Source organism: Streptomyces sp. NPDC052043 (assembly GCF_044548235.1).
Classification (GTDB): Bacteria; Actinomycetota; Actinomycetes; order Streptomycetales; family Streptomycetaceae; genus Streptomyces.
Genome location: NZ_JBIUBT010000009.1, coordinates 359,307 through 385,059 on the forward strand (window position 1 = coordinate 359,307; position 25,753 = coordinate 385,059).

Annotated in this window: 24 protein-coding genes and 1 pseudogene; 14 read left to right on the plus strand and 11 right to left on the minus strand. The window is 70.8% G+C overall.

Going from position 1 to position 25,753, the window contains the following annotated elements; genetic code table 11:
- Nucleotides 1–86 precede the first annotated feature (86 nt).
- Nucleotides 87–1,205 (plus strand): phosphoserine transaminase, encoded by a 1,119-nt coding sequence (gene serC / locus ACIHCX_RS23985; RefSeq protein ID WP_400032683.1) that lies wholly within the window; start codon nt 87–89, stop codon nt 1,203–1,205.
- 619 nt (nt 1,206–1,824) lie between these two features.
- The gene (locus tag ACIHCX_RS23990) at nt 1,825–2,433 is read left to right on the plus strand and encodes a hypothetical protein (protein ID WP_400032685.1); all 609 of its coding nucleotides are present in this window, start codon (nt 1,825–1,827) and stop codon (nt 2,431–2,433) included.
- A gap of 156 nt (nt 2,434–2,589) precedes the next feature.
- On the opposite strand, the gene ACIHCX_RS23995 is transcribed toward ACIHCX_RS23990, so the two are convergent.
- The 3 genes from ACIHCX_RS23995 to ACIHCX_RS24005 form a co-directional block, all read right to left on the minus strand.
- A complete protein-coding gene (locus ACIHCX_RS23995) occupies nt 2,590–3,495 on the minus strand; it encodes an endonuclease/exonuclease/phosphatase family protein (protein WP_400032687.1) in 906 nt (301 codons plus the stop codon).
- A 381-nt stretch (nt 3,496–3,876) separates the two neighbouring features.
- A complete protein-coding gene (locus ACIHCX_RS24000; RefSeq protein ID WP_400032689.1) occupies nt 3,877–5,418 on the minus strand; it encodes a cellulase family glycosylhydrolase in 1,542 nt (513 codons plus the stop codon).
- A gap of 97 nt (nt 5,419–5,515) precedes the next feature.
- Nucleotides 5,516–6,496 carry a WD40 repeat domain-containing protein gene (locus tag ACIHCX_RS24005; RefSeq protein ID WP_400032691.1) on the minus strand — a complete coding sequence of 327 codons (981 nt, stop codon included), beginning with the start codon at nt 6,494–6,496 and terminating at the stop codon, nt 5,516–5,518.
- 99 nt (nt 6,497–6,595) lie between these two features.
- Between ACIHCX_RS24005 and ACIHCX_RS24010 the strand changes: the two genes are divergently transcribed.
- From ACIHCX_RS24010 to ACIHCX_RS24020, 3 genes are all read left to right on the plus strand, one after another.
- Nucleotides 6,596–7,270 (plus strand): GDSL-type esterase/lipase family protein, encoded by a 675-nt coding sequence (locus ACIHCX_RS24010; RefSeq protein WP_400032693.1) that lies wholly within the window; start codon nt 6,596–6,598, stop codon nt 7,268–7,270.
- Nucleotides 7,271–7,382: 112 nt separating this feature from the next.
- Nucleotides 7,383–7,979, plus strand: a complete 597-nt coding sequence (locus ACIHCX_RS24015) for a Uma2 family endonuclease (RefSeq protein WP_400032695.1) — start codon at nt 7,383–7,385, stop codon at nt 7,977–7,979.
- 64 nt (nt 7,980–8,043) lie between these two features.
- Nucleotides 8,044–9,036 (plus strand): aldo/keto reductase, encoded by a 993-nt coding sequence (locus tag ACIHCX_RS24020; RefSeq protein ID WP_400032697.1) that lies wholly within the window; start codon nt 8,044–8,046, stop codon nt 9,034–9,036.
- A 167-nt stretch (nt 9,037–9,203) separates the two neighbouring features.
- On the opposite strand, the gene thpR is transcribed toward ACIHCX_RS24020, so the two are convergent.
- Nucleotides 9,204–9,776, minus strand: coding sequence for an RNA 2',3'-cyclic phosphodiesterase (gene thpR, locus ACIHCX_RS24025; RefSeq protein ID WP_400032699.1), 573 nt, complete (start codon nt 9,774–9,776; stop codon nt 9,204–9,206).
- Nucleotides 9,777–9,882: 106 nt separating this feature from the next.
- Here thpR and ACIHCX_RS24030 point away from each other — a divergent pair.
- A pseudogene (locus ACIHCX_RS24030) lies at nt 9,883–10,322 on the plus strand (Uma2 family endonuclease).
- A 29-nt stretch (nt 10,323–10,351) separates the two neighbouring features.
- On the opposite strand, the gene ACIHCX_RS24035 reads toward ACIHCX_RS24030, so the two are convergent.
- Nucleotides 10,352–11,713, minus strand: coding sequence for an MFS transporter (locus ACIHCX_RS24035; RefSeq protein WP_400032701.1), 1,362 nt, complete (start codon nt 11,711–11,713; stop codon nt 10,352–10,354).
- A gap of 48 nt (nt 11,714–11,761) precedes the next feature.
- Nucleotides 11,762–12,199: a MarR family winged helix-turn-helix transcriptional regulator gene (locus ACIHCX_RS24040; protein ID WP_400032703.1), complete on the minus strand. Its 438-nt coding sequence runs from the start codon at nt 12,197–12,199 to the stop codon at nt 11,762–11,764.
- A 152-nt stretch (nt 12,200–12,351) separates the two neighbouring features.
- Between ACIHCX_RS24040 and ACIHCX_RS24045 the strand changes: the two genes are divergently transcribed.
- On the plus strand, nt 12,352–12,534 hold the full coding sequence (locus ACIHCX_RS24045) for a ribbon-helix-helix protein, CopG family (RefSeq protein WP_400032705.1): 183 nt from the start codon (nt 12,352–12,354) through the stop codon (nt 12,532–12,534).
- 20 nt (nt 12,535–12,554) lie between these two features.
- Here ACIHCX_RS24045 and ACIHCX_RS24050 read toward each other — a convergent pair whose 3' ends face one another.
- Nucleotides 12,555–14,006, minus strand: coding sequence for an NCS2 family permease (locus ACIHCX_RS24050; protein ID WP_400032707.1), 1,452 nt, complete (start codon nt 14,004–14,006; stop codon nt 12,555–12,557).
- 244 nt (nt 14,007–14,250) lie between these two features.
- Between ACIHCX_RS24050 and ACIHCX_RS24055 the strand changes: the two genes are divergently transcribed.
- Nucleotides 14,251–14,535 carry a DUF2530 domain-containing protein gene (locus ACIHCX_RS24055; RefSeq protein ID WP_400032709.1) on the plus strand — a complete coding sequence of 95 codons (285 nt, stop codon included), beginning with the start codon at nt 14,251–14,253 and terminating at the stop codon, nt 14,533–14,535.
- Nucleotides 14,536–14,553: 18 nt separating this feature from the next.
- Here ACIHCX_RS24055 and ACIHCX_RS24060 read toward each other — a convergent pair whose 3' ends face one another.
- From ACIHCX_RS24060 to ACIHCX_RS24075, 4 genes are all read right to left on the minus strand, one after another.
- Nucleotides 14,554–15,495, minus strand: coding sequence for a sugar kinase (locus ACIHCX_RS24060; RefSeq protein WP_400032751.1), 942 nt, complete (start codon nt 15,493–15,495; stop codon nt 14,554–14,556).
- 5 nt (nt 15,496–15,500) lie between these two features.
- A complete protein-coding gene (locus ACIHCX_RS24065; RefSeq protein WP_400032711.1) occupies nt 15,501–16,157 on the minus strand; it encodes a bifunctional 4-hydroxy-2-oxoglutarate aldolase/2-dehydro-3-deoxy-phosphogluconate aldolase in 657 nt (218 codons plus the stop codon).
- A gap of 166 nt (nt 16,158–16,323) precedes the next feature.
- Nucleotides 16,324–17,115 (minus strand): IclR family transcriptional regulator, encoded by a 792-nt coding sequence (locus tag ACIHCX_RS24070; RefSeq protein WP_400032713.1) that lies wholly within the window; start codon nt 17,113–17,115, stop codon nt 16,324–16,326.
- Nucleotides 17,112–18,626, minus strand: a complete 1,515-nt coding sequence (locus tag ACIHCX_RS24075) for an amidohydrolase family protein (protein ID WP_400032715.1) — start codon at nt 18,624–18,626, stop codon at nt 17,112–17,114. The genes ACIHCX_RS24070 and ACIHCX_RS24075 overlap by 4 nt, the downstream gene beginning before the upstream one ends.
- A 265-nt stretch (nt 18,627–18,891) precedes the next feature.
- Between ACIHCX_RS24075 and ACIHCX_RS24080 the strand changes: the two genes are divergently transcribed.
- From ACIHCX_RS24080 to ACIHCX_RS24105, 6 genes are read left to right on the plus strand one after another with little or no spacing between them, the layout of a single operon-like run.
- Nucleotides 18,892–20,412 carry an ABC transporter substrate-binding protein gene (locus ACIHCX_RS24080; RefSeq protein ID WP_400032717.1) on the plus strand — a complete coding sequence of 507 codons (1,521 nt, stop codon included), beginning with the start codon at nt 18,892–18,894 and terminating at the stop codon, nt 20,410–20,412.
- A gap of 4 nt (nt 20,413–20,416) precedes the next feature.
- Nucleotides 20,417–21,274, plus strand: a complete 858-nt coding sequence (locus ACIHCX_RS24085; RefSeq protein ID WP_400032719.1) for an ABC transporter ATP-binding protein — start codon at nt 20,417–20,419, stop codon at nt 21,272–21,274.
- Nucleotides 21,271–22,284, plus strand: coding sequence for an oligopeptide/dipeptide ABC transporter ATP-binding protein (locus ACIHCX_RS24090; protein WP_400032721.1), 1,014 nt, complete (start codon nt 21,271–21,273; stop codon nt 22,282–22,284). The genes ACIHCX_RS24085 and ACIHCX_RS24090 overlap by 4 nt, the downstream gene beginning before the upstream one ends.
- Nucleotides 22,284–23,231 carry an ABC transporter permease gene (locus tag ACIHCX_RS24095; RefSeq protein ID WP_400032723.1) on the plus strand — a complete coding sequence of 316 codons (948 nt, stop codon included), beginning with the start codon at nt 22,284–22,286 and terminating at the stop codon, nt 23,229–23,231. The genes ACIHCX_RS24090 and ACIHCX_RS24095 overlap by 1 nt, the downstream gene beginning before the upstream one ends.
- 9 nt (nt 23,232–23,240) lie before the next feature.
- Entirely contained in the window at nt 23,241–24,185 is a 945-nt protein-coding gene (locus tag ACIHCX_RS24100; RefSeq protein WP_400032725.1) for an ABC transporter permease, read from the plus strand.
- Between the two features lie 44 nt (nt 24,186–24,229).
- Nucleotides 24,230–25,582: a serine hydrolase domain-containing protein gene (locus ACIHCX_RS24105; protein WP_400032727.1), complete on the plus strand. Its 1,353-nt coding sequence runs from the start codon at nt 24,230–24,232 to the stop codon at nt 25,580–25,582.
- The last annotated feature ends 171 nt before the right edge of the window (nt 25,583–25,753 follow it).

A 25,753-nucleotide genomic window follows, 5' to 3' on the forward strand; every position in this document is an offset into this window, starting at 1 on the left:
CAGCATGCACGCGATCGATTCACCGGCCGTCTCACCCGGCGGAATGCGTTTCACCCGGATTTCTCCGACCCGCTACTCTCCCGTTCGTGGCTGAGATCCGGATTCCCTCTGACATCAAGCCCGCGGACGGACGTTTCGGCGCGGGTCCCTCCAAGGTGCGGACGGAGGCGCTGGACGCCCTCGCCGCCACCGGCGCATCCCTCATGGGCACCTCCCACCGTCAGGCCCCGGTCAAGAACCTGGTCGGCCAGGTGCGCGAGGGCATCCGCGAGCTGTTCCGGCTCCCCGACGGCTACGAGGTCGTGCTCGGCAACGGCGGCTCCACGGCGTTCTGGGACATCGCGACCCACGGTCTGATCGAGAACAAGTCGCAGCACCTCACCTTCGGCGAGTTCAGCTCGAAGTTCGCCAAGGCCGCCAAGCTCGCCCCCTGGCTCGCCGAGCCCACCGTCGTCTCCTCCGACCCGGGCACGCACCCGGAGGCCCGGGCCGAGGCGGGCGTCGACGTCTACGCCTTCACGCACAACGAGACCTCCACCGGTGTCGCCATGCCCATCAGGCGCGTGGCCGGCGCGGACGAGGGCTCCCTGGTCCTGGTCGACGCCACCTCCGGCGCGGGCGGCCTCCCGGTCGACATCGCCGAGACCGACGTCTACTACTTCGCCCCGCAGAAGTCCTTCGCCTCCGACGGCGGCCTGTGGATCGCCGTGTTCTCCCCGGCCGCGCTCGAGCGCGCCGAGCGCGTCCACGCCTCCGGCCGCCACGTCCCGGAGTTCTTCTCGCTGCCCACGGCGATCGACAACTCCCGCAAGAACCAGACGTACAACACCCCGGCGCTGGCCACCCTCTTCCTGCTCAACCAGCAGCTGGAGTGGCTGAACGGCCAGGGCGGCCTCGCCTGGTCCACGGCCCGCACCAAGGACTCCTCGTCCCGCCTCTACTCCTGGGCGGAGGAGTCCAAGTACGCGACCCCGTTCGTCACCGACCCGGCCAAGCGCTCCCAGGTGATCGGCACGATCGACTTCTCCGACGAGATCGACGCCGCCGCCGTCGCCAAGACCCTGCGCGCCAACGGCATCGTCGACACCGAGCCCTACCGCAAGCTCGGCCGTAACCAGCTGCGCATCGCGATGTTCCCGGCCATCGACCCGGCGGACGTCGAGTCCCTGACGAAGTGCGTCGACCATGTGATCGAGAGGCTGTAGCCGTCTCCTACGTCCGTGAAGGGCGCCCGGCGGTGATCCGCCGGGCGCCCTTCGTGTGTGCGATGCCTACGAGAACTGGCGAAGGAATGCCTGCCAGGTGATCGCGGACGGACGTCCGTGCCTGCTGTGTACCGAACCCCGCCCACCATGACGAGACGTCAGCAACGTGCGTCAGCCGACTACGCCGAAGTCCTGACCGAAGAGGGCGCGGCAGTACGCGACTTCCGGTTCGCGCTCCATCCAGATGTTGCCGGTGGGGGTCTGCGTTGTTGCGTTGTCGGACCACCCGGTTTGCTTCCGCTGCACTCTTCGAGATGCGCGACGAATGGATCGCCTTACCTCGCCACCCCCGAAGGGGATATGGGTGATATCTACCGTAAACTCTCTTTTAGTTCCCCGCGCTACCCAACGCACCGAAATGCAACGGCAAGTTGATGCCCAACACCATGACGAGGGACACTACCTGGCGGATGCGCGTTCCGACCGAGTGGCACTCGCTTCGGTATCCTCCCGCGCAGGCCGTCGGAGGCCATCTACCCCACGATTACTGGGCAGTTGACCTCGGGGTTTCGTGGTAGCGTCCCTGTTCGGAGGGACAGTGCAACCTGAAAGGGAAATCGTGAACACGGAGAAGATCGCCGCCCGCCGCCTCTCGCTGGAAGAGGTGACGAAGCTCGGCGTGAAGGACAGGATCTTCGTTTCCGCCGACACGGCAGAACTCAAGCTTCCCGACTGCTATGTCCCTGCCTTTCTGACCAAGTCCGGTGAGGCTTTCGAGGGCGGCTCGATCACGGCGCGAACCGTATTCCAGGAAGAGGTCTCCTGCCTTCCCGACGACGAGAATGAAGCCGGAATCTACTTGGCCGACGAGAACGGCTCGGTGACCATCGAGGTCCTCCAGTCCGCCGGTGTCGTGCTGGACCTGGCACTTTTCGTCCCTGGTGGGGACAAGGGGGCCCTCACGGCCCTTTACGCTGCGGCCCGGCAGGCGTTCGGCGCCGACATCGTGCAGATCTGGCGCCAGGGCCTCAAGGAGGTTCCCGACGTGAAGGTCGACATCTTCGAGGAGCAGATTCCCCGGGGGCGCAAGGGGGGCGACAGCCCCAAGCGTGACCGTCGCGCGATCGACACCTACCCCACCCGTGCGGACTTCATCGAGTTCTCCGCGGGGTGGAAGCCGGTCGTTGAGATTCACAGGCCGATTGTTGACGACACCCCGAAAATCTGAGGCAGCGTTACCTCTCGTTCTCGGCCTGAGAGAACGCCGAGAACGCATGCGCCGGACCCGGCCGCCCCCTGAGCGGCCCAGGGAGCCGTCGGAAAACAACTCACGAACGCCAAAGCGCCGTTCCACTCGATGGCCTCGCGAGACAGCCCCGTTGCTTCAGCCCAGCTCGACCCTGGCGGCGACCGGCAGATGGTCGCTGCCGGTGGCGGGCAGGGTGCGGATCTCGGCGACGGACGCAGAGCGGGCCATGACCTGGTCGATCCGGGCCAGCGGGAAGGCCGCGGGGAAGCTGAGCGCGAGGCCCCGTTCCGCCACGTTCAGCCGCGAGGTCAGCGGGGCGAGCCCGCGGTCCTCGACCGTGCTGTTGAGGTCGCCCAGCAGGATCACCGTCCTCACCTCCTCGGCGGCGATGGCCTCGCCCAGCAGCAGGGCGCTCTCGTCGCGCCGGCCGGACGTGAGGCCGCTCGCCCGGACGCGGAGCGAGGGCAGGTGGGCCACGTACGCCGCGACCGGGCCGTGCGGCGTGTGCGCCACGGTCCGCAGCCCTCGGCTCCAGGCCTCCGTGATCCCTCGGGGTTTGATGTCCAGCGTCCGCGTACCGGTCAGCGGATGCCTCGACCAGATTCCGACGGTGCCCCGGACCTCGTGGTACGGGTAGGCGGCGGCGAGGGTCCGCTCGTAGACCGCCAGCGCCGGGGGCACCAGTTCCTCCAGCGCGATGAGGTCGGGCCCGGCGTCGGCCAGGGCGCGGGCCGTGCCCGCCGGATCGGCGTTCTCGTCGCTGACGTTGTGCTGCACCACGACCAGATGGCGGGCGCCGGGTGCCGTCCCGGGCAGGAGCAGCCCGCCGAACAGGTACGTCCAGGCCGCCACGGGCAGCAGCAGAGCCACCAGCGCCACGGCCGAACGGCGCAGCAGCGCGAGAGCGAACAGCACCACGACCACCAGGCCGAGCCACGGCAGGAACGCCTCCAGCAGACTGCCCGCGCGGCCCACGGAGTTGGGCACGGCCCGGTGGAACGCCAGCAGCCCGGCCGTCAGCACCGCGAGCGCGCCAAGCACCCGCCCCCGCCGCCACGGCGACCCGCGCCCCGCACCGGCCGACTCCCCCCGGCCCGGGGCCCGCCCCGCCTCCTGGCCCGGATCCCTCCGTGCCTCCTGGCCCAGAGCCCGCCGCCCCACCCGGCGTCGCGCCCACGGCGGCGCCACCGCCCGCACCGCAGCCCTCACCGCAGCCGCACCGCTGCCCGCCCGCTCGTGGCCCACCCCGGCTTCCCCCTCCGCTCGGTCTCCGCTTGGCCTCACAGGCCAAGACGATCCGCCGAACGGATCAGTTTCCGCCCTCCGCGCGTGGGTGCCGGTGCCCGGCCGGACGCCGCCCGGTCCGGCGACGCGCCGCGGACGCGAGGCGCCCGGCGTCGGCCGCCGGGCGCCTCGCGGGCGTCACGACGCCGTGCAGGTCACGCTCGGCACAGCCCCGCCCCCGGGCTCGCCCCCGAAGCCGAAGGCGGTCGAACCACCGGCCGCGATCGCCCCGTTGTGGTCGGCGTTGACCGCCGTCACGGTCCCCCCGCTCTGGGTGTACGACGCGTTCCACATGGTGGCGACCTTCTGGGAACCGCTCCAGGTCCAGGTCACCTTCCAGGACTTGATCGGAGTGGAACCGGTGTTGGTCACCGTCACATCGGCGTTGAAGCCCCCGCCCCAGTCGCTGCTGACGACATAAGCGGCCTTGCAGGCGGCCTGACCGCCGCCGTTGTCGCCACCGCCGTTGTCACCACCGCCGTTGTCGCCACCGCCCCCGGTGCTCGGGAAGCCCGAGGCCTTGACGGTCGCCAGGTACCCGTCCTTCACCGTGTCCACGGTCTGCCAGTCGTCCTTCAGGATCCCGCCGGTGTCACCGGAGTTGGGGTTCCAGGACCAGAAGGTCCAGGAGAAGGAGTCACCGCCGTAGGTCGAGGTCGGGCGCAGATAACTCACCAGTGCGGCCAGCCACTTCTGGTCCACCGTGGACTGGAGCGTGGTGCCGAACTCGCCCACCCACACGGGGGCGATGTTCTGCTTGAAGATGTAGCCCCAGTACTTGTCCCAGATGTCGGGCATGTTGTTGGGGAAGGACGGGTCGCTGAACCAGGCCTGCTGGGCGACGCTGGTGGCGTAGTCGTGCGCGGAGTACACGACCCGGTTGGCCACGTCGAGGCGCACCGGGTACTGGCCGACGCCCATCAGGTTGCCGCCCCACCAGCCGGAGACGCCGTCGAAGGTCTGGATGCCCTCGACGAAGATCAGCAGGTCGGGGTTGACGGAGAGGACCGCGTTGCCGGCCCGCTCGGCGGCCAGCCGCCAGTCGGTGGCCTGGTCCCCGCAGCCCCAGCACGCCGGGTCGTGGGGCTCGTTGTGCAGGTCGATGCCGATGACCGTGGCATTGCCCTTGTAACGGGACGCCATGGACTTGAGGTTGGCGATCCACGTCGACTCGGGGACGGAGGCGGTGTACCAGAGGGCCGACTGGCCGCCCGAGTCCGGCCGGTGGCGGTCGAGGATGACCTTCAGGCCGTCCTGACCGGCGTACGCGACGAGCTTGTCGATGACCTGGAGCGAGTTCAGCCCTTGCAGGTCGGCGTTCTTGCCGGCGGAGAAGTCGATGCTCGTGGGCATCGCGCCGGCCTTGAAGATGTCGTCGCTGTAGGGCAGCCGGATGGTGTTGTAGCCCAGCGACTTCATCTGGTCGATCATGCTCTTGTAGTCGCGGGACCACAGCCCGTGCACGACACGGTTGTCGGTCTCGAAACCGAACCAGTTGATGCCCGCGATCCGGACGGACTGTCCGGACGCGTCCAGGATCTGACGTCCACTGGTGTGCCAGTAGCCGGCGCCGCCCGCGGCCGGGGCCGCGTGCGCGGTGGCCGGCAGGCCGAGTCCCAGGCCCAGTGGTAACAGGAGCGCCGCGGCAGCGCACAGCGCTCGTCGCAAAGTGCGGAACATGGTGCTGCTTCCTCCCGAGGGGACCGCGGGACCGGAACGAGTGGGAGCGCTCCCACACACCCGCGCCTCCCAGTGGAAGTCAGGTGACTACCGTCCGTCAAGAGCGCCGACGCAACAAACGCCTCAGCCCCCACACCGCGGCCGCCGCGACGGCCACCGCGGCGACGGTGCCCGCGCCGATGCGGCCGCCGTCGTCCGCGACGGAACCCGCGGAACTCGAACCGCCCGGCCTGGACGGCGACGTGGCGGACCCGTCGGCATCCGGTGCGTCGCGCACCTGCACCGGGCTCTCGACGCCCTCGCTGCCGTACAGCAGCTTGGTGCCGTCGACGCTGTAGGTGACGGACTCCCCCTGCCTCTGGAGCGGCACGTCGAGCCGGCCCGCGCGCTTGATCCTGCCGCCGTTCCAGTCGTAGTGGATGCCGCCGAAGTAACCGCGCACGACGAGGTGCGTGCCGTCCGGGGAGAGGGCGGCGTCGGTGGCCCACAGGTCGACCGGGGCGATCGGCTCGAAGACGTTCGTGCCCGAGGGGGACAGTTCGGCCGGGCCCTCGTAGAGGTGGCCGCCGTCCTCGTTCTTGTCGATGAGGTAGACGCGCCCCGTCTTCGGGTGCACGACCATCGACTCGACGTCGCGGGGGCCGTCCGCGTACTTCACCACGTACTGCGTGGCCCGGATCGTCCGGTCCTTCAGCTCCTTCGGCTCGGGCAGCCGGTAGATCCACACGTACGGCCAGGTGCCGCCGAGGTTGTCGCCCGTGTCGGCGACGTAGATCTGGTTGCCGGGCCCGAGGGAGATGGCCTCCACGTCGCGGGGCTTGCCGATGCCGCTGAGGGTGATGGTGGCGACGGTCTCGCCGGTCCTGCCGTCCACGGCGTAGATCTGCGGCCCGTAGCCGCTGTCGTTGTGCGTCCAGTAGACGCCCGGATGCAGGCGCGAGGCAGCGAGACCGCTGGACTCCCTGATCCGCGGGTCCTTGATCGTGAACCCGTCGTCGCCGTCGGCGGCCAGGGCGGCGGGCGCGGCGAGCACACCCGTGAGAAGAGCCCCGGCGAGCAGGGCGAACGGTCGGCGCATCGCCCAAGAGTGCCATTCCGCACGGATGTTCACACAGCGTGGCGGGCCTCACATCGCACTCAGATCGCACCGCTCCCGTCCGTCGTCCATGATGAGCGGATGCTCAGGTTCATGCCCGTCGGTGACTCGATGACGATCGGCAGCACGGGCGAACACACCTGGCGTTACCGGCTGTGGCAGCACCTGTGCGGGACGTACGGCGGCCCGTTCACCCTCGTCGGCCCGCGCGAGACGCTGTACGACAAGTCGGCGGACGCGCCGGTCTCCCTCGCCTACGCCGATCCGGACTTCCCGCGCGCCCACCTGGCCGGCTGGGGCGAGGGCTGGGGGCACATGGTCCCGCTCGTCGGCGACGCCGTACGGGAGTGCCGTGCGGACGTGCTGCTGGTCGCGCTCGGCCTGATCGACCTCGGCTTCTACACGAACGCCGAGCAGACGGCGGTCCACGTGGAGGCCTTCGTGGCGCGGGCGCGGGCCGCCAACGCGCGCGTCCACGCGGTCGTGCTCCCGGTGATCCCGAACATCCGGGCCGAGGCCGACCCGCTCTTCGCCGCGCAGGTGGACCGCTTCAACGAGCTGCTGGCCAAGACCGTGGCCGACCTGGACGAACCCCGCTCCCCGCTGCTCCTGGCGCCTCCGCCGCCGACGTACGACCTCCACACGGACACCTACGACGGCACCCACCCGAACGAGAGCGGCGAGCACAAGATCGCGGGCGCGTTCGCGGGGACGCTGCACCGGGAGTGGGGCTGGGGCGGGGAGTACGGGGGCTGAACCGCGGCGACTCGTTTGGCATATGCGCTGCCGCCCGTGCCCTTGCCGCCGACCGTATCGTTGTACCGCACGGCTGTACTCGTCCGTGGGGCAGCGGGGGAGGAGCGCCACGATGACCGTCCTGGAGGACAGGATCGAGATCAAGATGGCCGACGAGAACGCCGAGCACCTGGACCTCTGGTTCAAGCGCTTTGAGCGGATGCCCGTCCCCGAGGGTTATAAGGCAGAGGTCGTAGGGGGCAGTGTCTTCATGACGCCGCAGCGGGACATCCGCTGGGAAACCATCCGTGAAATCCTGTGGGCTCTCGAAGATCGCTTCGGAAGGCGCCGCACGCGCGTGTTCACGGACGTCCGCATCGACTTCCCCGGATTCGAGAACGGCTTCTGCCCCGATGTGGCCAAACTGCGCGAAGGCGCGGCAAAGGACGACGAGGGTCGCTGGCGGTACGAGGACGTCGACTTCATCGCCGAGGTCATCTCCAAGGGGACGGCTCACAACGACTACGGGCCCAAGAAGGCGGCCTACGCCCTCGCCGGTGTCCCCGTGTACCTCATCGCCGACCCGTACCAGGGCAGGTGCCATGTGTACACGGAACCCAAGGAGGGCTCTTACACCTGCGAGTTGCGCGTCGACTACGAAACCGACGTCGACATGAGCACCACCCCCCTCGGTCTCACCCTCAGGACGGACGAGTTCCCCCGCGACTGAGCCCCCCCGTCTCGTACACGCCCCCCTTGCATCGAGCGCACTCCAAGACGTTGGCTTGGTGACCATGAGGTACACACAGCTCGGGCGCACGGGACTCAAGGTCAGCAGGCTGGTCCTCGGGACGATGAACTTCGGACCGCAGACCGACGAAGCCGACAGCCACGCGATCATGGACGCGGCACTGGACGCGGAGATCAACTTCTTCGACACGGCCAACGTCTACGGCTGGGGCGAGAACAAGGGCCGTACGGAATCGATCATCGGGAACTGGTTCGCGCAGGGCGGCGGCCGGCGCGACAAGGTCGTCCTCGCCACCAAGGTGTACGGGAACATGGCCGCCGACGGCGACGCCTGGCCGAACCACGACAAGCTCTCCGCCCTGAACATCCGGCGGGCGGTCGACGCCAGTCTGAAGCGGCTGCAGACCGACTACATCGACCTCTACCAGTTCCACCACGTCGACCGGAACACTCCCTTCGAGGAGATCTGGCAGGCCATCGACGTGCTGGTGCAGCAGGGGAAGATCCTCTACGTCGGGTCCAGCAACTTCCCCGGCTACAAGATCGCCCAGGCCAACGAGATCGCGGCCCGGCGCGGCGGCACGATCGGGCTCGTCAGCGAGCAGTGCCTCTACAACCTGGCCGAGCGCCGCGCCGAGATGGAGGTGATCCCGGCCGCGCAGGAGTACGGCCTCGGGGTCATCCCCTGGTCGCCGCTGAACGGCGGGCTGCTGGGCGGTGTGATCAAGAAGGAGGTCGAGGGCGGGCGCAGGGCGTCCGGGCGGGCCGCCGACGCCCTCGCCGACCCCACCTCACGCGCGCAGATCCAGGCCTACGAGGACCTGCTCGACAAGCACGGCCTGGAGCCCGGCGAGGTCGCGCTGGCCTGGCTGCTCACCCGGCCCGGCGTGACCGGCCCGATCGTAGGCCCGCGCACCGCCGAGCAGCTCGCGTCGGCGCTGCGGGCGGTCGAGCTGGAGCTGAGCGACGAGCTGCTGGCCGGGCTCGACGAGATCTACCCGGGCCCGGGTCCGTCGCCGGAGGCCTTTGCCTGGTAGGCCGCCCCGGTAGGCGCGCTCCGCGCCGTTCGAGCGTCCGTACCGGCCCTGGCGGCCGCGCTTCGCGTCACCTGCCGAGCGCGGCCGCCAGGGCGACGACGACGAACATCAGCACGAGCGCACCGGCCATGATCCGGTTCCGGGTTTTCGGGTCCACGCAGTCGAGACTAACCGGCCGACCGCAGTGGCCAGCGCCCGACCGGCTCGTAGCGGGGCTGTTCCCCCGGCACCCCGGACCCGGGCAGCCGGCTGCGCACGAGGACCAGCTCCTCCACGGTCCACGGTCTGCTCCCGAAGTCCCGCAGCGCCTGGACGTACGGCCGTGCGTCCAGGCGCTCCCGGCCGCGCGCCACCGTCAGGTGAGCCTTGTAGGGGCGGTGCTCCTCCATCGGCACGCCCGCCCTCCGCGCCGCCGCGTCCGCGCGCCCGGCCAGCAGCCGCAGGGGCGCAAGGTCGCCCTCCGCCCCCGTCCACAGCGCCTTGCCGCGCCCGAACTGTCCTCCCCCGCGCAGCGCGAGCGAGAAGGTCCCCGTACGGCGCGCGGCCTTCTCCAGGCGGGCCGACAGCTCGGGTACGGCCTCCTCGCCGACCTCCCCGTAGAAGGCGAGCGTGAAGTGCCAGCCGGGGCGCCGCGTCCAGCGCAGCCGGTCCGCACCGGGCAGCTTCCGCAACCCCTCGATCTCGTCCGCGAGCGTGTCGAGCACGTCCGGCGGGGGCAGTACGGCGGCGAACAGTCTCATGGGCCCAGTGTCCTGCCGCGCACCCGGGTGTGACCCGGTCGCCGTGCACACCGTTGTACCGCGCAGCCGCACTGCGACCAGGCGGCAGCGGTGAGGAGCGGGCACAGTGACAGTTCGGGCAGACGGGACCGAGACGGCCGACCAAGGCGACGGGCCCGCCCTCGACGAGATGTTCGCGTGGCTGGAGCAGATGCCCGTCCCGGAAGGTTTCAAGACCGAGATCGTCGAGGGCGGCATCTTCTCGCGGAGGGCGCCCGGAAGGACGCGAAGGGCCACTGGCGCCCGGAGGACGTGGAGCTGGTCGCCGAGGTGATCTCCAGGGCCACGGCCAGGAACGACTACGGCCCGAAGAAGGACGCCTTCGCGGCCGCCGGAGTGCCGGTGTACCTGATCGTGGACCCGTACACCGGCACGTGGCACCTGCACACCCTGCCGAAGGACGGCGAGTACCGGGGTGTCCTCAGCCTCGGCTTCGGTGACGAGGTCGATCTGAACGACACCCCGGTCGGCCTCGTCCTCAAGACCGACGAGTTCCCGCGCGACTGAACCGTCCCGGCGGACCGGACGCGCCCGGACTACGCCGCGGCGGCCAGTTCCTTGCGGTGCTCGCGGGGGACCAGGCCCACGCGAGGGTGACCGTGGTACCAGCCGAACGACAGGCGCAGATCGCCGACGCGGGCCAGGACCAGGCCGATGGTGGCGGCCGCGGCGAGCGAGACGACACCGCCCGCGGCGAAGCCGACCCGGGCGCCGTAGGCGTCGGTGATCCAGCCGACGAGGGGCGCACCCAGCGGCGTGCCTCCCATGAACACCATCATGAACAGGGCCATCACCCGGCCGCGCATGGCCGGATCGGTGCCCATCTGCACCGCGGTGTTCGCCGTGACGTTGACCGTCAGGCCGAAGATCCCTATGGGCGCCATCAGCAGCGCGAACAGCCAGTACGACGGGGCCAGCGCGGCGACGATCTCCAGCGCGCCGAAGGCCGCGGCGGCCGCGATGAGCAGGCGCAGCCGGGCGGTGCCGCGGCGGGCGGCCAGCAGGGCGCCGACCAGGGAGCCCACCGCCATCACGGTGTTGAAGAGGCTGTAGGCGCCGGCTCCGGCGTGGAAGACGTCCTCGGCGTAGGCCGACAGCCACACCGGGAAGTTGAAGCCGAAGGTGCCGATGAAGCCGACCAGGACGATCGGCCAGATCAGCTCGGGGCGGCCGGCGACGTAGCGCAGGCCTTCACGAAGCTGGCCCTTGCCGCGCGGGGCGCGCTCAACGACGTGCAGTTCACGGGCGCGCATCAGCAGCAGGCCGACGATGGGGGCGACGAAGGACAGGCCGTTGGCGAGGAACGCCCAGCCGGTGCCCACGCCGGTGATCATCAGGCCCGCGACGGCGGGGCCGATCAGGCGGGCGGACTGGAAGTTCGCGGAGTTCAGGCTGACCGCGTTCTGGAGCTGCTCCGGGCCGACCATCTCCGAGACGAAGGACTGGCGGGCCGGGTTGTCCACGACCGTGGCGAGACCGACCGCGAACGCGGCGAGGTAGACGTGCCACACCTGGACCTGCCCGGTGAGGGTGAGCACGGCGAGCGCGAGGCCGGTGACGGCCATGGCCGACTGGGTGACGAGCAGGGTGGGCCGCTTGGGCAGGCGGTCGACGAGGACGCCGCCGTAGAGGCCGAAGAGCAGCATCGGCAGGAACTGCAGGGCCGTGGTGATACCGACGGCGGCCGAGGAGCCGGTGAGGCTCAGGACCAGCCAGTCCTGCGCGATGCGCTGCATCCAGGTGCCGGTGTTGGAGACGACCTGGCCGAGGAAGAACAGGCGGTAGTTCCTGACCCTCAGCGAGCTGAACATCGAGGACTTGCGGGGGGAGTCGAGGGCGGAGCGGGAATCGTGGGTGGTCGGTGCGGGGGCGGAGTCTGCTCCGGATCCCGTACTCAAAAGGGTTCGCCTCCTCGTCGGCAGCTCACTCGCCGAGTGGTACGTGCATTACAGGTGCGCGAGCTTCTCCAGCACGGGGGCGGCGGCGCTCAGTTTGGCCCACTCGTCCTCGTCCAGACCCTCGACCAGACCTGCCAGGAAGGCGTTCCGCCTGCGGCGGCTCTCCTCCAGCATGGTTTCGGCCTGGGCGGTCCTCGTGACCACCTTCTGACGCCGGTCCTCGGGGTGCGGCTCCAGGCTGACCAGCCCCTTGGACTCGAGCAGCGCCACGATGCGGGTCATCGACGGCGGCTGCACGTGCTCCTTGCGGGCCAGCTCGCCCGGTGTGGCGCTCCCGCAGCGGGACAGGGTGCCCAGCACCGACATCTCGGTGGGGCTCAGCGACTCGTCGACACGCTGGTGCTTGAGTCGACGGGACAACCGCATCACGGCGGAGCGCAGGGAGTTCACGGCGGCAGCATCGTCGCCATGGGTGAGGTCCGGCATGTTCTTTAGCCTAACTCATTACCCTGGCTAAATACCACCGTGGACACGCCTTGCACCCGTGACGCGCGCCACTGAAGATCCCTCACTCTTTCGAGTGATTCCGGCCCGAAACAGGGCGCCTCGCACGGAACGGGCCCGTAACCCTCGTCTCCATGGGGACCAGTGTGCTCAGCCTGCGCATGGACCACGAGCTGCTCGAACGGCTCAGGTGCCACGCCGCGAAAAGAGGAATGAGCGTCCAGGACTATGTCGTCCGGACGCTCATTCGGGATGACTTCGACGAGCGGTTCCAGGCCGCCGTCGAGGAGACGGAGAGGTTCTACGGGGTCGGGTGACCCGCGCCGAACCGGGCGGATCAGGTCAGGCCGAGGGCCGGCATCAGGTAGTAGAAGGCGAAGACCGCCGCCACCGCGTACATCGGCACCGGGACGTCCTTGCCGCGGCCGGCCGCCAGGCGCAGCACCACGAAGCTGATGAAGCCCATGCCGATGCCGTTGGTGATCGAGTAGGTGAACGGCATCATCAGCATCGTCACGAAGGCCGGGATGGCGATCGTGTAGTCCGCCCAGTCGATCTCCTTGACCGAACCGGACAGGATCAGGAAGCCCACCGCGAGCAGGGCCGGCGTGGCCGCCTGCGACGGCACCATGGTGGCGATCGGGGTCAGGAACAGCGCCACGGCGAACAGCGCGCCGGTGACGATGTTGGCGAAGCCGGTCCTGGCGCCCTCGCCGACGCCCGCCGTCGACTCCACGAAGCAGGTGGTGGCGGAGGAGGAGCTGGCGCCACCGGCGGCGACCGCGATGCCGTCGACGAAGAGGACCTTGTTGATGCCGGGCATGTTGCCCTCGGCGTCGGTCAGCTTCGCCTCGTCGCTGATGCCCATGATCGTCCCCATGGCGTCGAAGAAGGTCGACAGCAGCACGGTGAAGACGAAGAGAATGCCGGTGAGCACCCCGACCTTCCCGAAACCGCCGAACAGGCTGACCTTGCCCAGCAGACCGAAGTCGGGAGTGGCCACCGGGCTGCCCGGCCACTTCGGGGTGGTCAGACCCCAGGACGGCACCTTGGCGACGGAGTTGATCACGACCGCCAGGACGGTCATCGCGACGATCGAGATCAGGATCGCGCCGGGCACCTTGCGCAGGATCAGCGCCAGCGTGAGCAGTGCGCCCAGGATGAAGACGAGAACGGGCCAGCCGTTGAGGTGACCGTCGGCGCCGAGCTGGAGCGGGACGGTGGTGTGGGCGGCGTCCGGGATACGGGAGACGAAACCGGAGTCGACGAGCCCGATCAGCATGATGAACAGGCCGATACCGATGGCGATGCCCTTGCGCAGGCCCAGCGGCACGGCGTTCATCACGCGCTCGCGCAGGCCGGTGGCGACCAGCAGCATCACCACGAAACCGGCGAGGACGACCATGCCCATCGCGTCCGGCCAGGTCATGCGCGGCGCCAGCTGGAGCGCGACGACCGTGTTGACGCCGAGGCCGGCGGCGAGCGCGATCGGCACGTTGCCGATGACACCCATGAGCAGGGTGGTGAACGCGGCGGTCACGACGGTGGCGGTGACCAGCTGGCCGTTGTCGAGCTGGTGCCCGTACATGTCCTTCGCGCTGCCCAGGATGATCGGGTTCAGCACGATGATGTAGGCCATCGCGAAGAAGGTGGCGAACCCGCCGCGGATCTCGCGGGACAGGGTGCTGCCCCGCTCGGAGATCTTGAAGTAGCGGTCGAGGGCGCCGTACGGGGGTGGCGTCCCCGGCTGCTCGGGGGCGGAAGCCTTGGCGGTGGCCGAGGTGGACATGCGGGTGACCTCAAGGGTGCGGGTGGGTGACAGGACTCCGGGCCGGACCGAGGAACAAACCGACAACCAACAGGTTCCCCCAGGTCCCTGTCGCGACTCTGTTGGTGGTTCCTACGAAGAGAAGTAGCCAGACTCGGACCGTTTCAGTATGAACATATGAAGCCGAAAAGACCATCTCCGCGCGTAGACGTGCCCTCTGCCAGGGACGGGACGCCGAGCCCCCGGGCCCCGTAAGCTGATCCCCATGGCGAAGTGGACCCCCAAGCACGAGGCGCCGGAGCCCCTGGAGGGCCCCGTGGTCGCCACCATCACCGGCGGCACGATCGTGTGGTTCGTCCTCTTCCTGGTCCAGCTCCCCTTCTACGGCTGGTTCGACGACCACGGCCACGCCTGGTGGGTGTGGACCTGCCTGGCCGGCGGCGCCCTGGGCCTGCTGGGCATCTGGTACGTCCGCAAGCGGGACGCCGCCATCAAGCGGGCGGCGGCGGAGCGGGCGGAGCTGCCGCAGCAGCCGACGTCCGCGGACTAGGGGCCCGAACCGCCCTCGTCAGCGGACGACGTCGGTGTCGCAGCCGGTGTCGTCGACCTCGGCCGCGAACGGAGCGCCCTCCCAGTCGCCGGGGACGGTGACGGCGCGGGCCCCGCACAGACCCGCGATCCGAAGGCGCTCGGCGGCGTCCTCTCCGGCGAGCACCGCGCTGAGGTAGCCGGCGGCGAACGCGTCTCCGGCGCCCACCGGGTCGACCACGGCGACAGGCCGGGGCCGCTGCCGGTGGACGACGCCGTCGACGCACGCGACGCTGCCGGCGGAGCCGAGCTTGATCACGACCTGGCCGGGACCGCGTGCGGCGATGGCCCTCGCCTGCCGCTCGGGGTCCTTCTCGTCGGTGAACAGCAGGGCTTCCTCGGTGGTGGCGAAGAAGATGCCGGCCTTGCCGAGCAGATGGCTCAGGACCGGGCGGGCCCGGTCCTCGTCCCACAGCCGGGAGCGGAAGTTGGCGTCGAAGGAGACGGTGACACCGTGCTCCTCGGCGAGGGTGACGGCCCTGCGCACCGCGTCGGACGCGGACGCGCTCAGGGCCGGTGTGATGCCGGTGACGTGCAGGATCCTCGCGCCCGCGATCAGGGCCTCGTCGAGATCGGCGGGCGCGAGACGGGAACCGGCGCTGTCCGTGCGGTAGTAGCCGACCTGGACCCGGCCCGAGGCCTGGCGGGTCTTGAGCATCAGGCCGGTCGGCGCGGGATCACGCACGATCGAGGTCGACACGGCCTCGGCCCGCAGCTCCCGGGCGATGAGCGCGCCGACCTCGTCCGTGCCCAGCCGGCCGATCCAGTGCGCGCTACGGCCGAGCCGGGCCAGTCCGATGGCCACATTGCTCTCGGCGCCGCCGAAGCCGAGCCGCAGGGTCGGCTGCCGGATCAGCGGCATGTTCGCCGGCTGGGTGAGCAGCCCGATGGACTCGCCCAGGGTGACGACGTCGGGACCCATCGCGCTCACACCGCTTCCTCGATCGACTGGAACAGAGTGGTCGCGCGCCGGGCGATCACCGATACGTCGCCGTCGCGCAGCGCGCTGCCGGTGAGCGCGCCGCCCAGGCTGACCGCGAGCGCCCCGGCGGCCACGTACGCGCCGGCGCTCTCCACGGTGATCCCTCCCGACGGGACGAACGGAATGCCGGGGAACGGTTCGCGCAGGCTGCGCAGGTGGGCGGGGCCACCGGTCGCGGCGGGAAAGATCTTCACCGCGTCCGCGCCGAGGACGTGGGCCCGCATCACCTCCGACGGCGTCCAGGCGCCGACGATGCTCGGCACTCCGTACGCGGACGCGATCCCGGGCAGCTCGTCCACCAGGCCGGGAGACACGGCGAACCCGGCTCCGGCGTCGAGCGCGGCGCGGGTGAGGGCCTCGTCGGTGAGGGTGCCGGCGCCGATCACCGCGTCGGCCGAGAACTGCCGGACGGTCCGTTCCAGGACGGCCGGGAAGTCCGGTGTGGTGGCGGTCAGTTCGATCGCTCGGACACCGGCGCGTATGAGCGCGGCCACGGTGGTGGCGAGGTGCTCGGTCGTCGCGGGCCGCAGCACGGCCACGACACGGGTCTCGGTCAGGGCCGGGGGCAGGGGCAGGGGCAGGGGGGCCGCCGATGGGGCCACGGAGCAGCTCCTTCTCACAACAGGGTGGTGGGGGGCGGGCCGCCTGGTCGCCTTCGACGAGGCAGGTCACGCCGTGGGTCGGGGGTTGGTCAGTGGAACCTGGTGGCGCTCCGGCCGCGCCGCGCGAGCGGGCTCCGGCCGGGTCCGTCACCGGGGGCGGCCGTGGTCATCCGCGGCCTCCCCACCGCTGCGAGATGTCGCGGGCCGCCGCTGTCACCAGGGGCGCCACCTGCGCGACCCGCTCCGGCGGCATGCGTTCCTCGGGCGCCGACACGCTGATCGCATGGGTCGCGGCTCCGGTCGCGTCGAAGATCGGGGCGGCGACACAGCGCACCCCCGCCTCGTTCTCGACGTCGTCGATCGCCCAGCCGCGGGCACGGGTGCGCGCCAGCTCGGCGCGCAGCGCGTCGCCGTCGGTGATGGTGTTCTCGGTGCGCGGGGCCATGCCCGCCGCGATCACCGCGTCGACCACGGCGGCATCGGCGTGGGCCAGCATGGCCTTGCCGACGCTGGTCCGGTACGCCGACTGGGTGCTGCCGATCCGCGACGCCATCCGCACGGGAAGCGGGCTGTCGACCTTGTCGACGTAGACCACGTGCGGGAAGTCCGCCGTGACCAGGTGAACGGTCTCGCTCGTCGCCTCCGACAGGCCCTTCAGCACGTCGCGCGCGTCGCGGTGCGGATCGTTTCCGGCCAGATACACCTGGCCGAGCTGGGCGTTGCGCCAGCCGAGCCGGTACGCGCCGCTCGGCAGGACCTGGACGAAGCGTGCGTCGACGAGCGGTTGGAGCAGGCGCAGCACCGTGGACTTGCTCAGGCCCTGCTGTGCGGCCAGTTCGGTGAGCGTGCAGCCGCTGCCCTCGACGTCGTCGCCGAGCCTGATGAGGATCCCGAGCGCCCGGCGCAGCGAGGCCGAGTTGTTGCGTGCGCCTGGGGTGGGGGCGAGCCGGTCGGTCAAGACGAGCCTCCTCGTCGAATCGCGCGGCCGGCCGTGGCGTTGCGCAGGCGGCCGTCGCGGAGTGCGAACGTGCCGCCGATCACCACGTGGTCCACACCGTCCGCGAACTGCCGTGAATCGTCGTAGGTTGCCAGATCGGCCACACGCCCGGCATCGAGCACGACCAGATCGGCGATCTTCCCCGTCGCGATCAGGCCACGGTCCCCGAGCCCGAACCGGGCCACAGCCCGTGCCGACAGGTGCTGGACCGCGTCCGCCCAGCTCCAGTTGGAGCGCTCCAGCACCTGGTCGCGCAGGAACCGGGCGAACGCCCCATAGGCCCGGGGGTGCGGGGCGCCGCCCATGAAGATGCCGTCCGAGCCGGCCATGTGCACGCGGTGCTGGGCGAGTTCGCTGACGTCGTCGTCGGTGTTCGCGGCGGGTTGCTGCACCAGGCAACCAACCCCCAACTCGCAGTCGACCAGCAGGTCGCAGATCAGCTCGCCGACCGACCGGTCCACCATGGCGGCCACCTCGGTCAGCCGGCGCCCCTCGGCCCATCTCCAGGACGGGGCGGCGGTGTAGGCGAGGATCACCCGGTCCGGCAGGTCTCCGAGGGTGGGGAACCAGGTCCGGTCCAGTTCCCGGCGGGTGGCGGGATCCTTCAGCAGGGCGAGCGTGCCCCCTGAACGGCCGGTCTGGAGTTCCGGAGGCAGGGTGAGCATCGACAGGATGGTGCTGCCTCGTGTGTAGGGGTAGCTGTCGAAACTGAAGTCCAGCCCGGCGTCGAGAGCGGAGTCGAGCAGCGGCAGCAGGGCGGCGGCCGGGCCGTGGAAGTGCGAGACATGGGTGGCGACGCCGCTGCGCGCCGCGATCCCTCTCAGTTCCTCGATACCGGCGTGAGCGCGTTCCTCGTATCCGCGCATGTGGGAGACGTGCACCGCGCCGGCTTCGGCCACCGGGCGGCACAACTCGGCGAGTTCCGCGGCGTCGGCGAACCCGCCGGGGACGTACTCCAGCCCGGTCGACAGCCCGACCGCCCCGTCGGCCAGTCCGCGGGCGACCAGCGCGCGCATGCGCCGGAGTTCGTCCGCCGTCGGCGTGTGCGGCGCGAAACCGGCGACTTGGGCACGGATGTTGCCGGCGGGCACCAGGGCGGCCGCGTTGACGCCGATGCCGGTGTCGAAGTGGGCCAGGAGCTCGGCCGTCGACGCGTCGGTGGAAAGAGCCGCGGGCCGCGGGCCGTTGACCGCCGAGAAGTAGCGGTCGAGTTCCGCGGCGGTGGCGGCGCGGGACGGTGCGAAGGAGACGCCGTCCTGTCCGACGACGACGGTGGTCACGCCCTGCCGTAGGTAGGCCTCGGCCACGGCCGGGTCGCCGAGGCGGCCGTCCGCGTGGCTGTGGGCGTCGACGAAGCCGGGCAGCACCAGAAGCCCGGAGACGTCGACGACCTCGGCCGCGGCGGGCGCGTGCCGCCTGGCGTCCGGGCCGACGTGGACGATGCGGTCGCCGCGGACCACGACATCCGCCACACGGGGTCGCCCGGACCCCCCGTCGACGACTGTCCCGCCGCAAAGGGCCAGGTCGGGGGGCGGATCTGAGGTCGCGTCAGTCATCGTCACCTCGGAAGGCCGGCCGTCGGCTCATGGGTGTCCTCCCGTTTCGCTCGGCCTGCGGGTCTTGCGCCGGTTACGCCGGGCATTATATTCATGCCTCGTGCATTGCAAGACCAAGTTCTGCACTGCACAACATAATTGGGGTCGCGCTCGCTCAGGGCGCAGGTGAAACGAGGATCGAATGCCCCCAGCGCGCAAACGCGCCGTCGCGGCGAGTGCTCCGTGTCTCGCGGCCGCCCTGCTGCTCTCCGCCTGCTCAGCGCCGATGGCCGACAGCGCGCGGCCGGACGGCCTGGTGGTGGCCGAGACGACGGCCCCCAGCACCCTGGACCCGCAGGGCTCCAGCATGTACGCCGACCGGTTCGCCTGGCAGCTCTCCTACGAGTGCCTCTACACCACGACCGCCGACGGCCGGGTCGAGCCCGCCCTCGCCACCGGCTACGACGAGTCGGCGGACGGCCTCACCTACACCTTCACGCTGCGCCGCGGTGTGCGCTTCCACAACGGCTATCCGCTCACCGCCGACGACGTCGTCTACTCCTTCGACCGGCTGCGCAAGGGCTCGGACGGCATCGACGAGGAGCTGTTCCCGACGCTGAAGGGCGTCGAGAAGGTCGACTCCGAGAAGGTCAGCTTCACGCTGAAGACCGCCGACGCCGGATTCGTCAACAACATGGCCAACCCCCTGGTGTGGGGATGCGCGATCATGAGCCGGCACGCCGACGCGTCCAACCCGGCCACCACCATGGTGGGAACCGGGCCGTGGAAGCAGACGTCGTACCGCGCCAACAGCGAACTACGGCTGGAACGCAACGACGACTACTGGGGCAAGAAGGCCGCCGCGCCCGCCCTCTCGGTGCTGTACATCCCCAACGTCGCCACCCAGGTGGCCAATCTTCAGGTCGGCAAGATCGACCTGATGTTCCCCGACGCGGCGAGCGCCGCGGCGCTGAGAGGCCGCCGCGACGTGACCCTCGACAAGGTCGAGACCGACTCGACCATCTTCCTCCAGATCAACAACCTCCGTAAGCCGCTGGACAACCAGCTCGTACGGCAGGCGTTGGCGCTCGCCGTCGACCGCGGGGAACTGGCCGAGGGCGCCTACCACGACGGCGCCCGGCCGAGCGTCTACATTCCGCCGTCGTCGACCTGGGCGCCCTCGGTCGACCGGCTGCCGTACTCCCAGCCGGCCCTCGACCGGGCCAGGAAGCTGCTGAGCCGGGCCGGCTATCCGCACGGGTTCTCCACCACGCTCATGTACATCAGCGGGTACGACCCGGGCACCGACAACCTGATGACCCTGATGCAGGCCCAGCTCGCCCGGGTGGGGATCAAGGTCAAACTGCTGCCCCTGGAGCGGGCCGCCTGGAGCTCCAGGCTGACCGGGCCGGACTACGACCTCTCCTGGAACGCGCAGTCGTACTACTCCAACCCGATCCAGTACGTGCTGCCGGCCGAGGGCCGGCAGGGACCGACGCCCGCGGAGCTGCGGAAACTGCTCGACGACGCCCGCGCGGCCGACGACCAGGCCGCCTACCAGCAGGCGCTGACGAAGATCTCCGAGTACGAGGCGACGCATGTCTATCCGACCGTCACCCTGCTCGCCACCAACACGTTCGCCGCCTACCGGAACGTCCTCGATCACGTGGCGGTACCGCCGAGCCAGAGCCGCACGTTCCTGACCGACGTGACAAAGGAGTAGCGCGATGACGACCGCGCAGACAGCGCCCGGCGCACCCGCAGACACGACAGCCCTCTCGGTGCGCGAGCTGACCATCGACTACCGGCGCGGCGACCGCGAGGTCACCGCGGTCGCCGGGGCGGGCTTCGACATCTCCGCCGGCGAACGGGTCGCCCTCGTCGGTGAGTCCGGGTCGGGCAAGTCGACCCTGGCCTCGGCGATCCTGCGGACCCTGCCCGACAATGCGAACGTCGTGTCCGGGTCGATCTCGCTCGACGGGCGCGACCTGCTCCGCCTCGACCCGGCCGGACTGCGTGAGATCCGCTCCACCCGGATCGCGCGGGTCCCACAGGACCCGCTGGCCAGTCTCAACCCCGTCTTCCCCGTCGGCAAGCAGCTGACCGACGTCGTCCGTGCCCACCACGCGGTGTCCAAGAGCGAGGCGACCGGCATCGCCGAGGAGGTCCTCCGCCAGGTCGGTCTGCCCGACGCCGCGGTGAAGCGCCGCAACTTCCCTCACGAGCTCTCCGGCGGCATGCGCCAGCGGGTGCTGATCGCCATGGCACTGATCAACCGGCCCCAGCTGCTGATCGCCGACGAGCCGACCACCGCCCTCGACGCCACGGTCCAGGCGCAGATCGTCGACCTGCTGCGCACCCGCGTCACCGCTGCGGGGATGTCGCTGCTGCTCATCACCCACGACATCGGCATCGTCAGCGAACTGTGCACCCGGGTCATGGTGATGTACCGCGGCCGGATCATCGAGCAGGGCCCGGTGGCGGACGTTCTCACCAACCCCCGGCACGACTACACCGCCTCACTGCTCGCGGCCGCGCGCGGAGAGCCGAAGGCGCACCGCAGAGAACCAGGAGTGACCGCATGACCAGCAACACGACGGCCGAGGCGCCCAGCCGCGTGCTCCAGGTCGACAGCGCGCGCAAGTACTTCCCGGTCCGCCGGGCCAGGCTCCGCGACCCGCGCCGCCACGTCCACGCCGTGGACTCCGTGACCCTGACCCTCGGCACCGGCCAGACCCTCGGCATCGTCGGCGAGTCCGGCTGCGGCAAGTCGACCCTGGGCCGGGTGATCATCGGGCTCGAACGGCCCGACGCCGGCACCGTACGGGTCGGCGTGGACGCCGCCGCCGCGGGCTCGCCCCGCGCCCTCGGAGTCGTCCAGGCGGTGTTCCAGGACCCGGCCGGCGCGCTGGACCCGCGCATGACCGTCCGGCAGAGCATCGCGGAGGCCCTTCCCGACGCCGACCGGGCCACCCGCGACCGCCGGGTCGCGGAAGCACTGGAGGAGGTCGGACTCACCCAGGAGCACTCCGACCGCTACCCCCACGAACTGTCCGGCGGGCAGCAGCAGCGGGTCTGCATCGCCCGCGCGGTGGTGGGCCGCCCGGAACTGATCCTGCTCGACGAGGCCGTCACCTCACTCGACGCCTCCTTGCAGGCACAGGTGCTCGACCTGCTGAGCGGGCTCCAGGAACGCACGGGCGTGGCCTACGTGTTCATCTCGCACGACCTGCGGGCCGTGCGCCGGTTCAGCGACCAGGTGGCCGTGATGTACCTCGGGCAACTGGTCGAGGTCGCCCCGGCCGCCGACTTCGACACCGGACTGCTGCACCCGTACTCGGTGGCCCTGCGGTCCACCGAACCGCGCCTGCCCGGCGACAGCGGGCCGCAGTTGCCGAGGGTCGTCCTGGACGGCGAGCCCCCCAGCGCGATCGACCCGCCGCCCGGCTGCCGGTTCGCCGCGCGCTGCCCGGTGGCGGAAGCCCGCTGCCGGGAAACGTTGCCGGAACTGGTCGAGGAACGCCCCGGCCACCTCGTGCGCTGCGTCAAGCCGGGAGCGCTCACCCCCGCCCCGGACTCGGGAGAGGCCGCCTGATGCTGCTCTACTCGCTGCGCAAACTGGTGGGCGCCGCCGCCGTCCTGCTCGCGCTCTCCGCACTCGTCTTCATCGCCGGCCGCGCCCTCACCCCCGGTGACGCGGCACAACTCATCGCCGGCTCCAAGGCCGGCCCGGAGACGATCGAGAGGATCCGGCACTCCCTCGGTCTTGACCAGCCGATCCTGGAGCAGTACCTGCGCTGGCTGGGCGACGCCCTGCGCGGCGACTTCGGCACCTCGCCGTTCTCCGGTCAGGCCAACCGCGACGTGATCCTCCAGCAGGCCCCGGTCTCCCTGGAACTGGCGCTGTTCGGCCTGATCATCGCCGTGGTCATCGGCATCCCCGCCGGGGTGTACGCCGCCACCCGCGCACGGTCGGCCCGCGTCTGGGCCATCCGGCTGCCGCTGCTGTTCGCGTTCGCCTTCCCGGCGTTCGTCTCCGGCTCGTTCGCGCTGTACGCGGGCACGCACTACCTGCCGAACCTGTACTCGCCCAGCTACATCCCCCTCGACGACGGCCTGCTCGCCAATGTGCAGACCATGCTGCTGCCGGGGCTGGCCGTCGGCATCCCCACCGCGCCGCTGATCATGCAGATGACCCGGTCCTCCATGCTGGAGGTGCTGTCCGCCCCGCACATCTCGACCGCGCGCACCAACGGCATCGCCGAGTGGCGCATCACCTACGTCTACGCGCTGCGGACGGCGCTGCCTCCCGTGCTCACCCTGATCGGCATGATCTTCGGTCTGCTGGTCGGTGGCCTCTTCATCGTCGAGCAGATCTTCAGCCTGCCGGGTCTCGGCCGCGGCATCCTCGGCTCCATCGAGATGCGCGACTTCACCCAAGCGACCGGGCAGGCACTCGTGCTCGCCGCGGCCTTCATCCTGGGCAACCTGGTCGTGGACCTGGTGCTCCCGCTCGTCGACCGCCGTATCGCGCGCTCCTAGGAATCCGCCATGACCTCAACCCCGGAACGCACTCCGACTCAGCCCACCACGTCCACCGGCCGCTCCGGCACATCCACCTCGTCCGCCCCGTCGACGGGCGACGCCGGCCCCCGCGCCGTGCGCCGGCGCTGGCCGATACGCGGTGTCCTCGCCAACGCGGGCCTCGCCGTGCTCGTGCTCTACGTGCTGGCCGCGCTCCTCGGGCCGGTGATCGCCCCTTACTCGCCGAACGAGCTCAACACCGGCCCGGGGCTCGTCGGGCCCTCGGCCAGTCACCTGTTCGGAACCGACGCCCTCGGCCGCGACCAGTTCTCCCGGGTGATCGCCGCCGCCCGCCCCGCCGTCGAGGCCGCCCTGATCTCGGTCACCTTCGCCATCGTGGTGGGCACCGCGATCGGTACCGCCGCGGGCTTCCTGCGCGGTGTGACGGACGGGATCCTGTCCCGCGTCACCGACCTGCTGTTCGCCATCCCGGAGTACCTGCTGGCCATCCTGGTGCTCGCCATCATGGGCAGCGGGCTGGTCAACGCGGCACTCGCCATCGGCCTGGTCATCATCCCGCGCTTCGCCCGGATCGCCCGGGGAGCGACGATCGAGGTCGCCGGGCGCAGCTACATCGACGCGGCACGGCTGTGCGGCCGCGGGAGATGGTGGATCCTGCGCCGCCACATCCTGCCCAACATCAGCTCGCCGCTGGTCATCATGACCGCCATCAACCTGTCCACCGCCGAGGGCGCCTACGCGGCACTCAGCTTCCTCGGCTTCGGCGTCGCGCCCCCGGACGCCGACTTCGGCAGCATGATCTCGGCCGCACAGCAGTACATGCTCACCGACCCGTGGCTGGCGGCGTACCCGGCCCTCGCGTTCGTCGCACTCGTGCTCGCGTTCAACCTGCTCGGTGACGCGCTGCGCGACCAGCTGGATCCCCGCAGCCGTACGGCGGCCGGCGCGTGAACCGCGCCGGCCGAGAAACACACCCCGAATCTGGAGAGACCCCCGTGCCCGACCTGCGCGCCCGGCTCGATTCCGTCGTCCCCGACCTGCTCGCCGAGCACCGTGTCCCCGGTGCCGCGGTGGGGGTCGCCCTGGACGGCCGGACCTGCGCCACCGGTTATGGCGTCACCAACGTCGCCCACCCGATCGCCGTCGACGAGAACACCCTCTTCCAGGTGGGCTCCATCTCCAAGACCCTGCTCGGCGCCGTCATCGGCCGGCTCCTGGAGCAGGGCGTCCTGGAACTCGACGCACCTGTCGCCCCGCTCCTCGGCCCGGACTCGGGCATCGACGAGCGCATCACCCTGCGTCACACGATCACGCACACCTCCGGCATCGACGCCCAGAACATGATCGCCGACGCGCCGCGGCTGCTGGCCGGCCACGCCGACGACAGCATCCAGGCCTCGCTGCGGCACTTCGCCCGCCGGCCGCTGATGTTCGATCCCGGCACGGACTTCACCTACAGCGGCCCCGGCATCATGGTCGCGGCCGCCGCCGTCGAGCGCGCGACCGGCCGGCACTACGTCGATCTGCTGCGCGAGCTGGTCATCGAGCCGGCAGGCATGGAGCTGACCTGCACGTCCGCCGACGAAGCGATCTTCCACCGGGTGGCCGCGCCCCACGGCCACGGCCCCGACCGCTCCCCGGAGCTCCTGGTGGACCGCGGCTGGCAGCGGCACTGGCAACTGCCCGGCTGGGACGTGCCGGGCGGCGGGGTCGTCTCCTGCGCCGGCGACCTGCTGCGGTACGCCGCCTGGTCGGTCTCCGAGGCGGCCCCCAAGCGCCTCTTCGAGCCCCTGGCGAGCCAGGGCGTCGAGGGCCACGACATCGGCCTGGCCTGGCACCTCGGGGAGGTCGACGGTCGTCCGGCCATGTCGCACAGCGGCCTGACCATCGGGTACGCCTCCCGGCTCGTGCTCGTACCGTCCGCCGGACTGGCCTACACGGTCCTGACCAATTCGCTGCACGGCGAAGAGTTCATCCGCGACCTGGAGAAGGTGATCCTGGGCGCGGCGGGCGCCGGCACGACGGCCGCGAGAACCCAGCCGGTGCCGCCCGACCTCGCCGAGGCGCTCCAGGGCACCTACGACTGCGGCTTCTACGGGACCGTCTCGATCGTCCCGGGCGCGCGCCCCGGAGAGCTGGCGATCAGGGCCAACGGCGCGCGGGCCGAGGAGGACCAGTACGTCATCGAGCTGGAGGGCGCCGACCGGGCCGTGCTCGCCGGCCCCGACGCGCTCGTCACGCTGTCCGAGGACGGTGCGCAGGGCTCGCTCGTCGGCTTCGTCCGCGAGGGCGACGGGACCGTCTCCGCCATCCGCTACCACGGCCGACTGGACCGCCGCATCGCCTGATCACGCCGGAGTCGGGGGGGGGGGCCCCCCCCCGCCCCCCCCCGCGGGGGGGGGCCCCCCCCCCCCCCCCCCCCCCCACCCCCCCCCCCCCCCCCCCCCCCCCCCCCCGCGCCGCCCCCCCCCCCCCCCGACCCCCCCCCCCCCCCCCACAAAAACCCCCCCCCCCCCCCC

Bases quoted from the DNA above. Each gene is read 5' to 3' on its own strand.
- ACIHCX_RS24090 (WP_400032721.1), top strand. From the start codon at position 21,271: ATGACCAGCAACACGACGGCCGAGGCGCCCAGCCGCGTGCTCCAGGTC.
- ACIHCX_RS24005 (WP_400032691.1), bottom strand. From the start codon at position 6,496: ATGCGCCGACCGTTCGCCCTGCTCGCCGGGGCTCTTCTCACGGGTGTG.
- ACIHCX_RS24080 (WP_400032717.1), top strand. From the start codon at position 18,892: ATGCCCCCAGCGCGCAAACGCGCCGTCGCGGCGAGTGCTCCGTGTCTC.
- thpR (WP_400032699.1), bottom strand. From the start codon at position 9,776: ATGAGACTGTTCGCCGCCGTACTGCCCCCGCCGGACGTGCTCGACACG.
- ACIHCX_RS24000 (WP_400032689.1), bottom strand. From the start codon at position 5,418: ATGTTCCGCACTTTGCGACGAGCGCTGTGCGCTGCCGCGGCGCTCCTG.
- ACIHCX_RS24045 (WP_400032705.1), top strand. From the start codon at position 12,352: ATGGGGACCAGTGTGCTCAGCCTGCGCATGGACCACGAGCTGCTCGAA.
- ACIHCX_RS24015 (WP_400032695.1), top strand. From the start codon at position 7,383: ATGACCGTCCTGGAGGACAGGATCGAGATCAAGATGGCCGACGAGAAC.
- ACIHCX_RS24095 (WP_400032723.1), top strand. From the start codon at position 22,284: ATGCTGCTCTACTCGCTGCGCAAACTGGTGGGCGCCGCCGCCGTCCTG.
- ACIHCX_RS24040 (WP_400032703.1), bottom strand. From the start codon at position 12,199: ATGCCGGACCTCACCCATGGCGACGATGCTGCCGCCGTGAACTCCCTG.
- ACIHCX_RS24060 (WP_400032751.1), bottom strand. From the start codon at position 15,495: ATGGGTCCCGACGTCGTCACCCTGGGCGAGTCCATCGGGCTGCTCACC.
- ACIHCX_RS24010 (WP_400032693.1), top strand. From the start codon at position 6,596: ATGCTCAGGTTCATGCCCGTCGGTGACTCGATGACGATCGGCAGCACG.
- ACIHCX_RS24050 (WP_400032707.1), bottom strand. From the start codon at position 14,006: ATGTCCACCTCGGCCACCGCCAAGGCTTCCGCCCCCGAGCAGCCGGGG.
- ACIHCX_RS24055 (WP_400032709.1), top strand. From the start codon at position 14,251: ATGGCGAAGTGGACCCCCAAGCACGAGGCGCCGGAGCCCCTGGAGGGC.
- ACIHCX_RS24085 (WP_400032719.1), top strand. From the start codon at position 20,417: ATGACGACCGCGCAGACAGCGCCCGGCGCACCCGCAGACACGACAGCC.
- ACIHCX_RS24100 (WP_400032725.1), top strand. From the start codon at position 23,241: ATGACCTCAACCCCGGAACGCACTCCGACTCAGCCCACCACGTCCACC.
- ACIHCX_RS24020 (WP_400032697.1), top strand. From the start codon at position 8,044: ATGAGGTACACACAGCTCGGGCGCACGGGACTCAAGGTCAGCAGGCTG.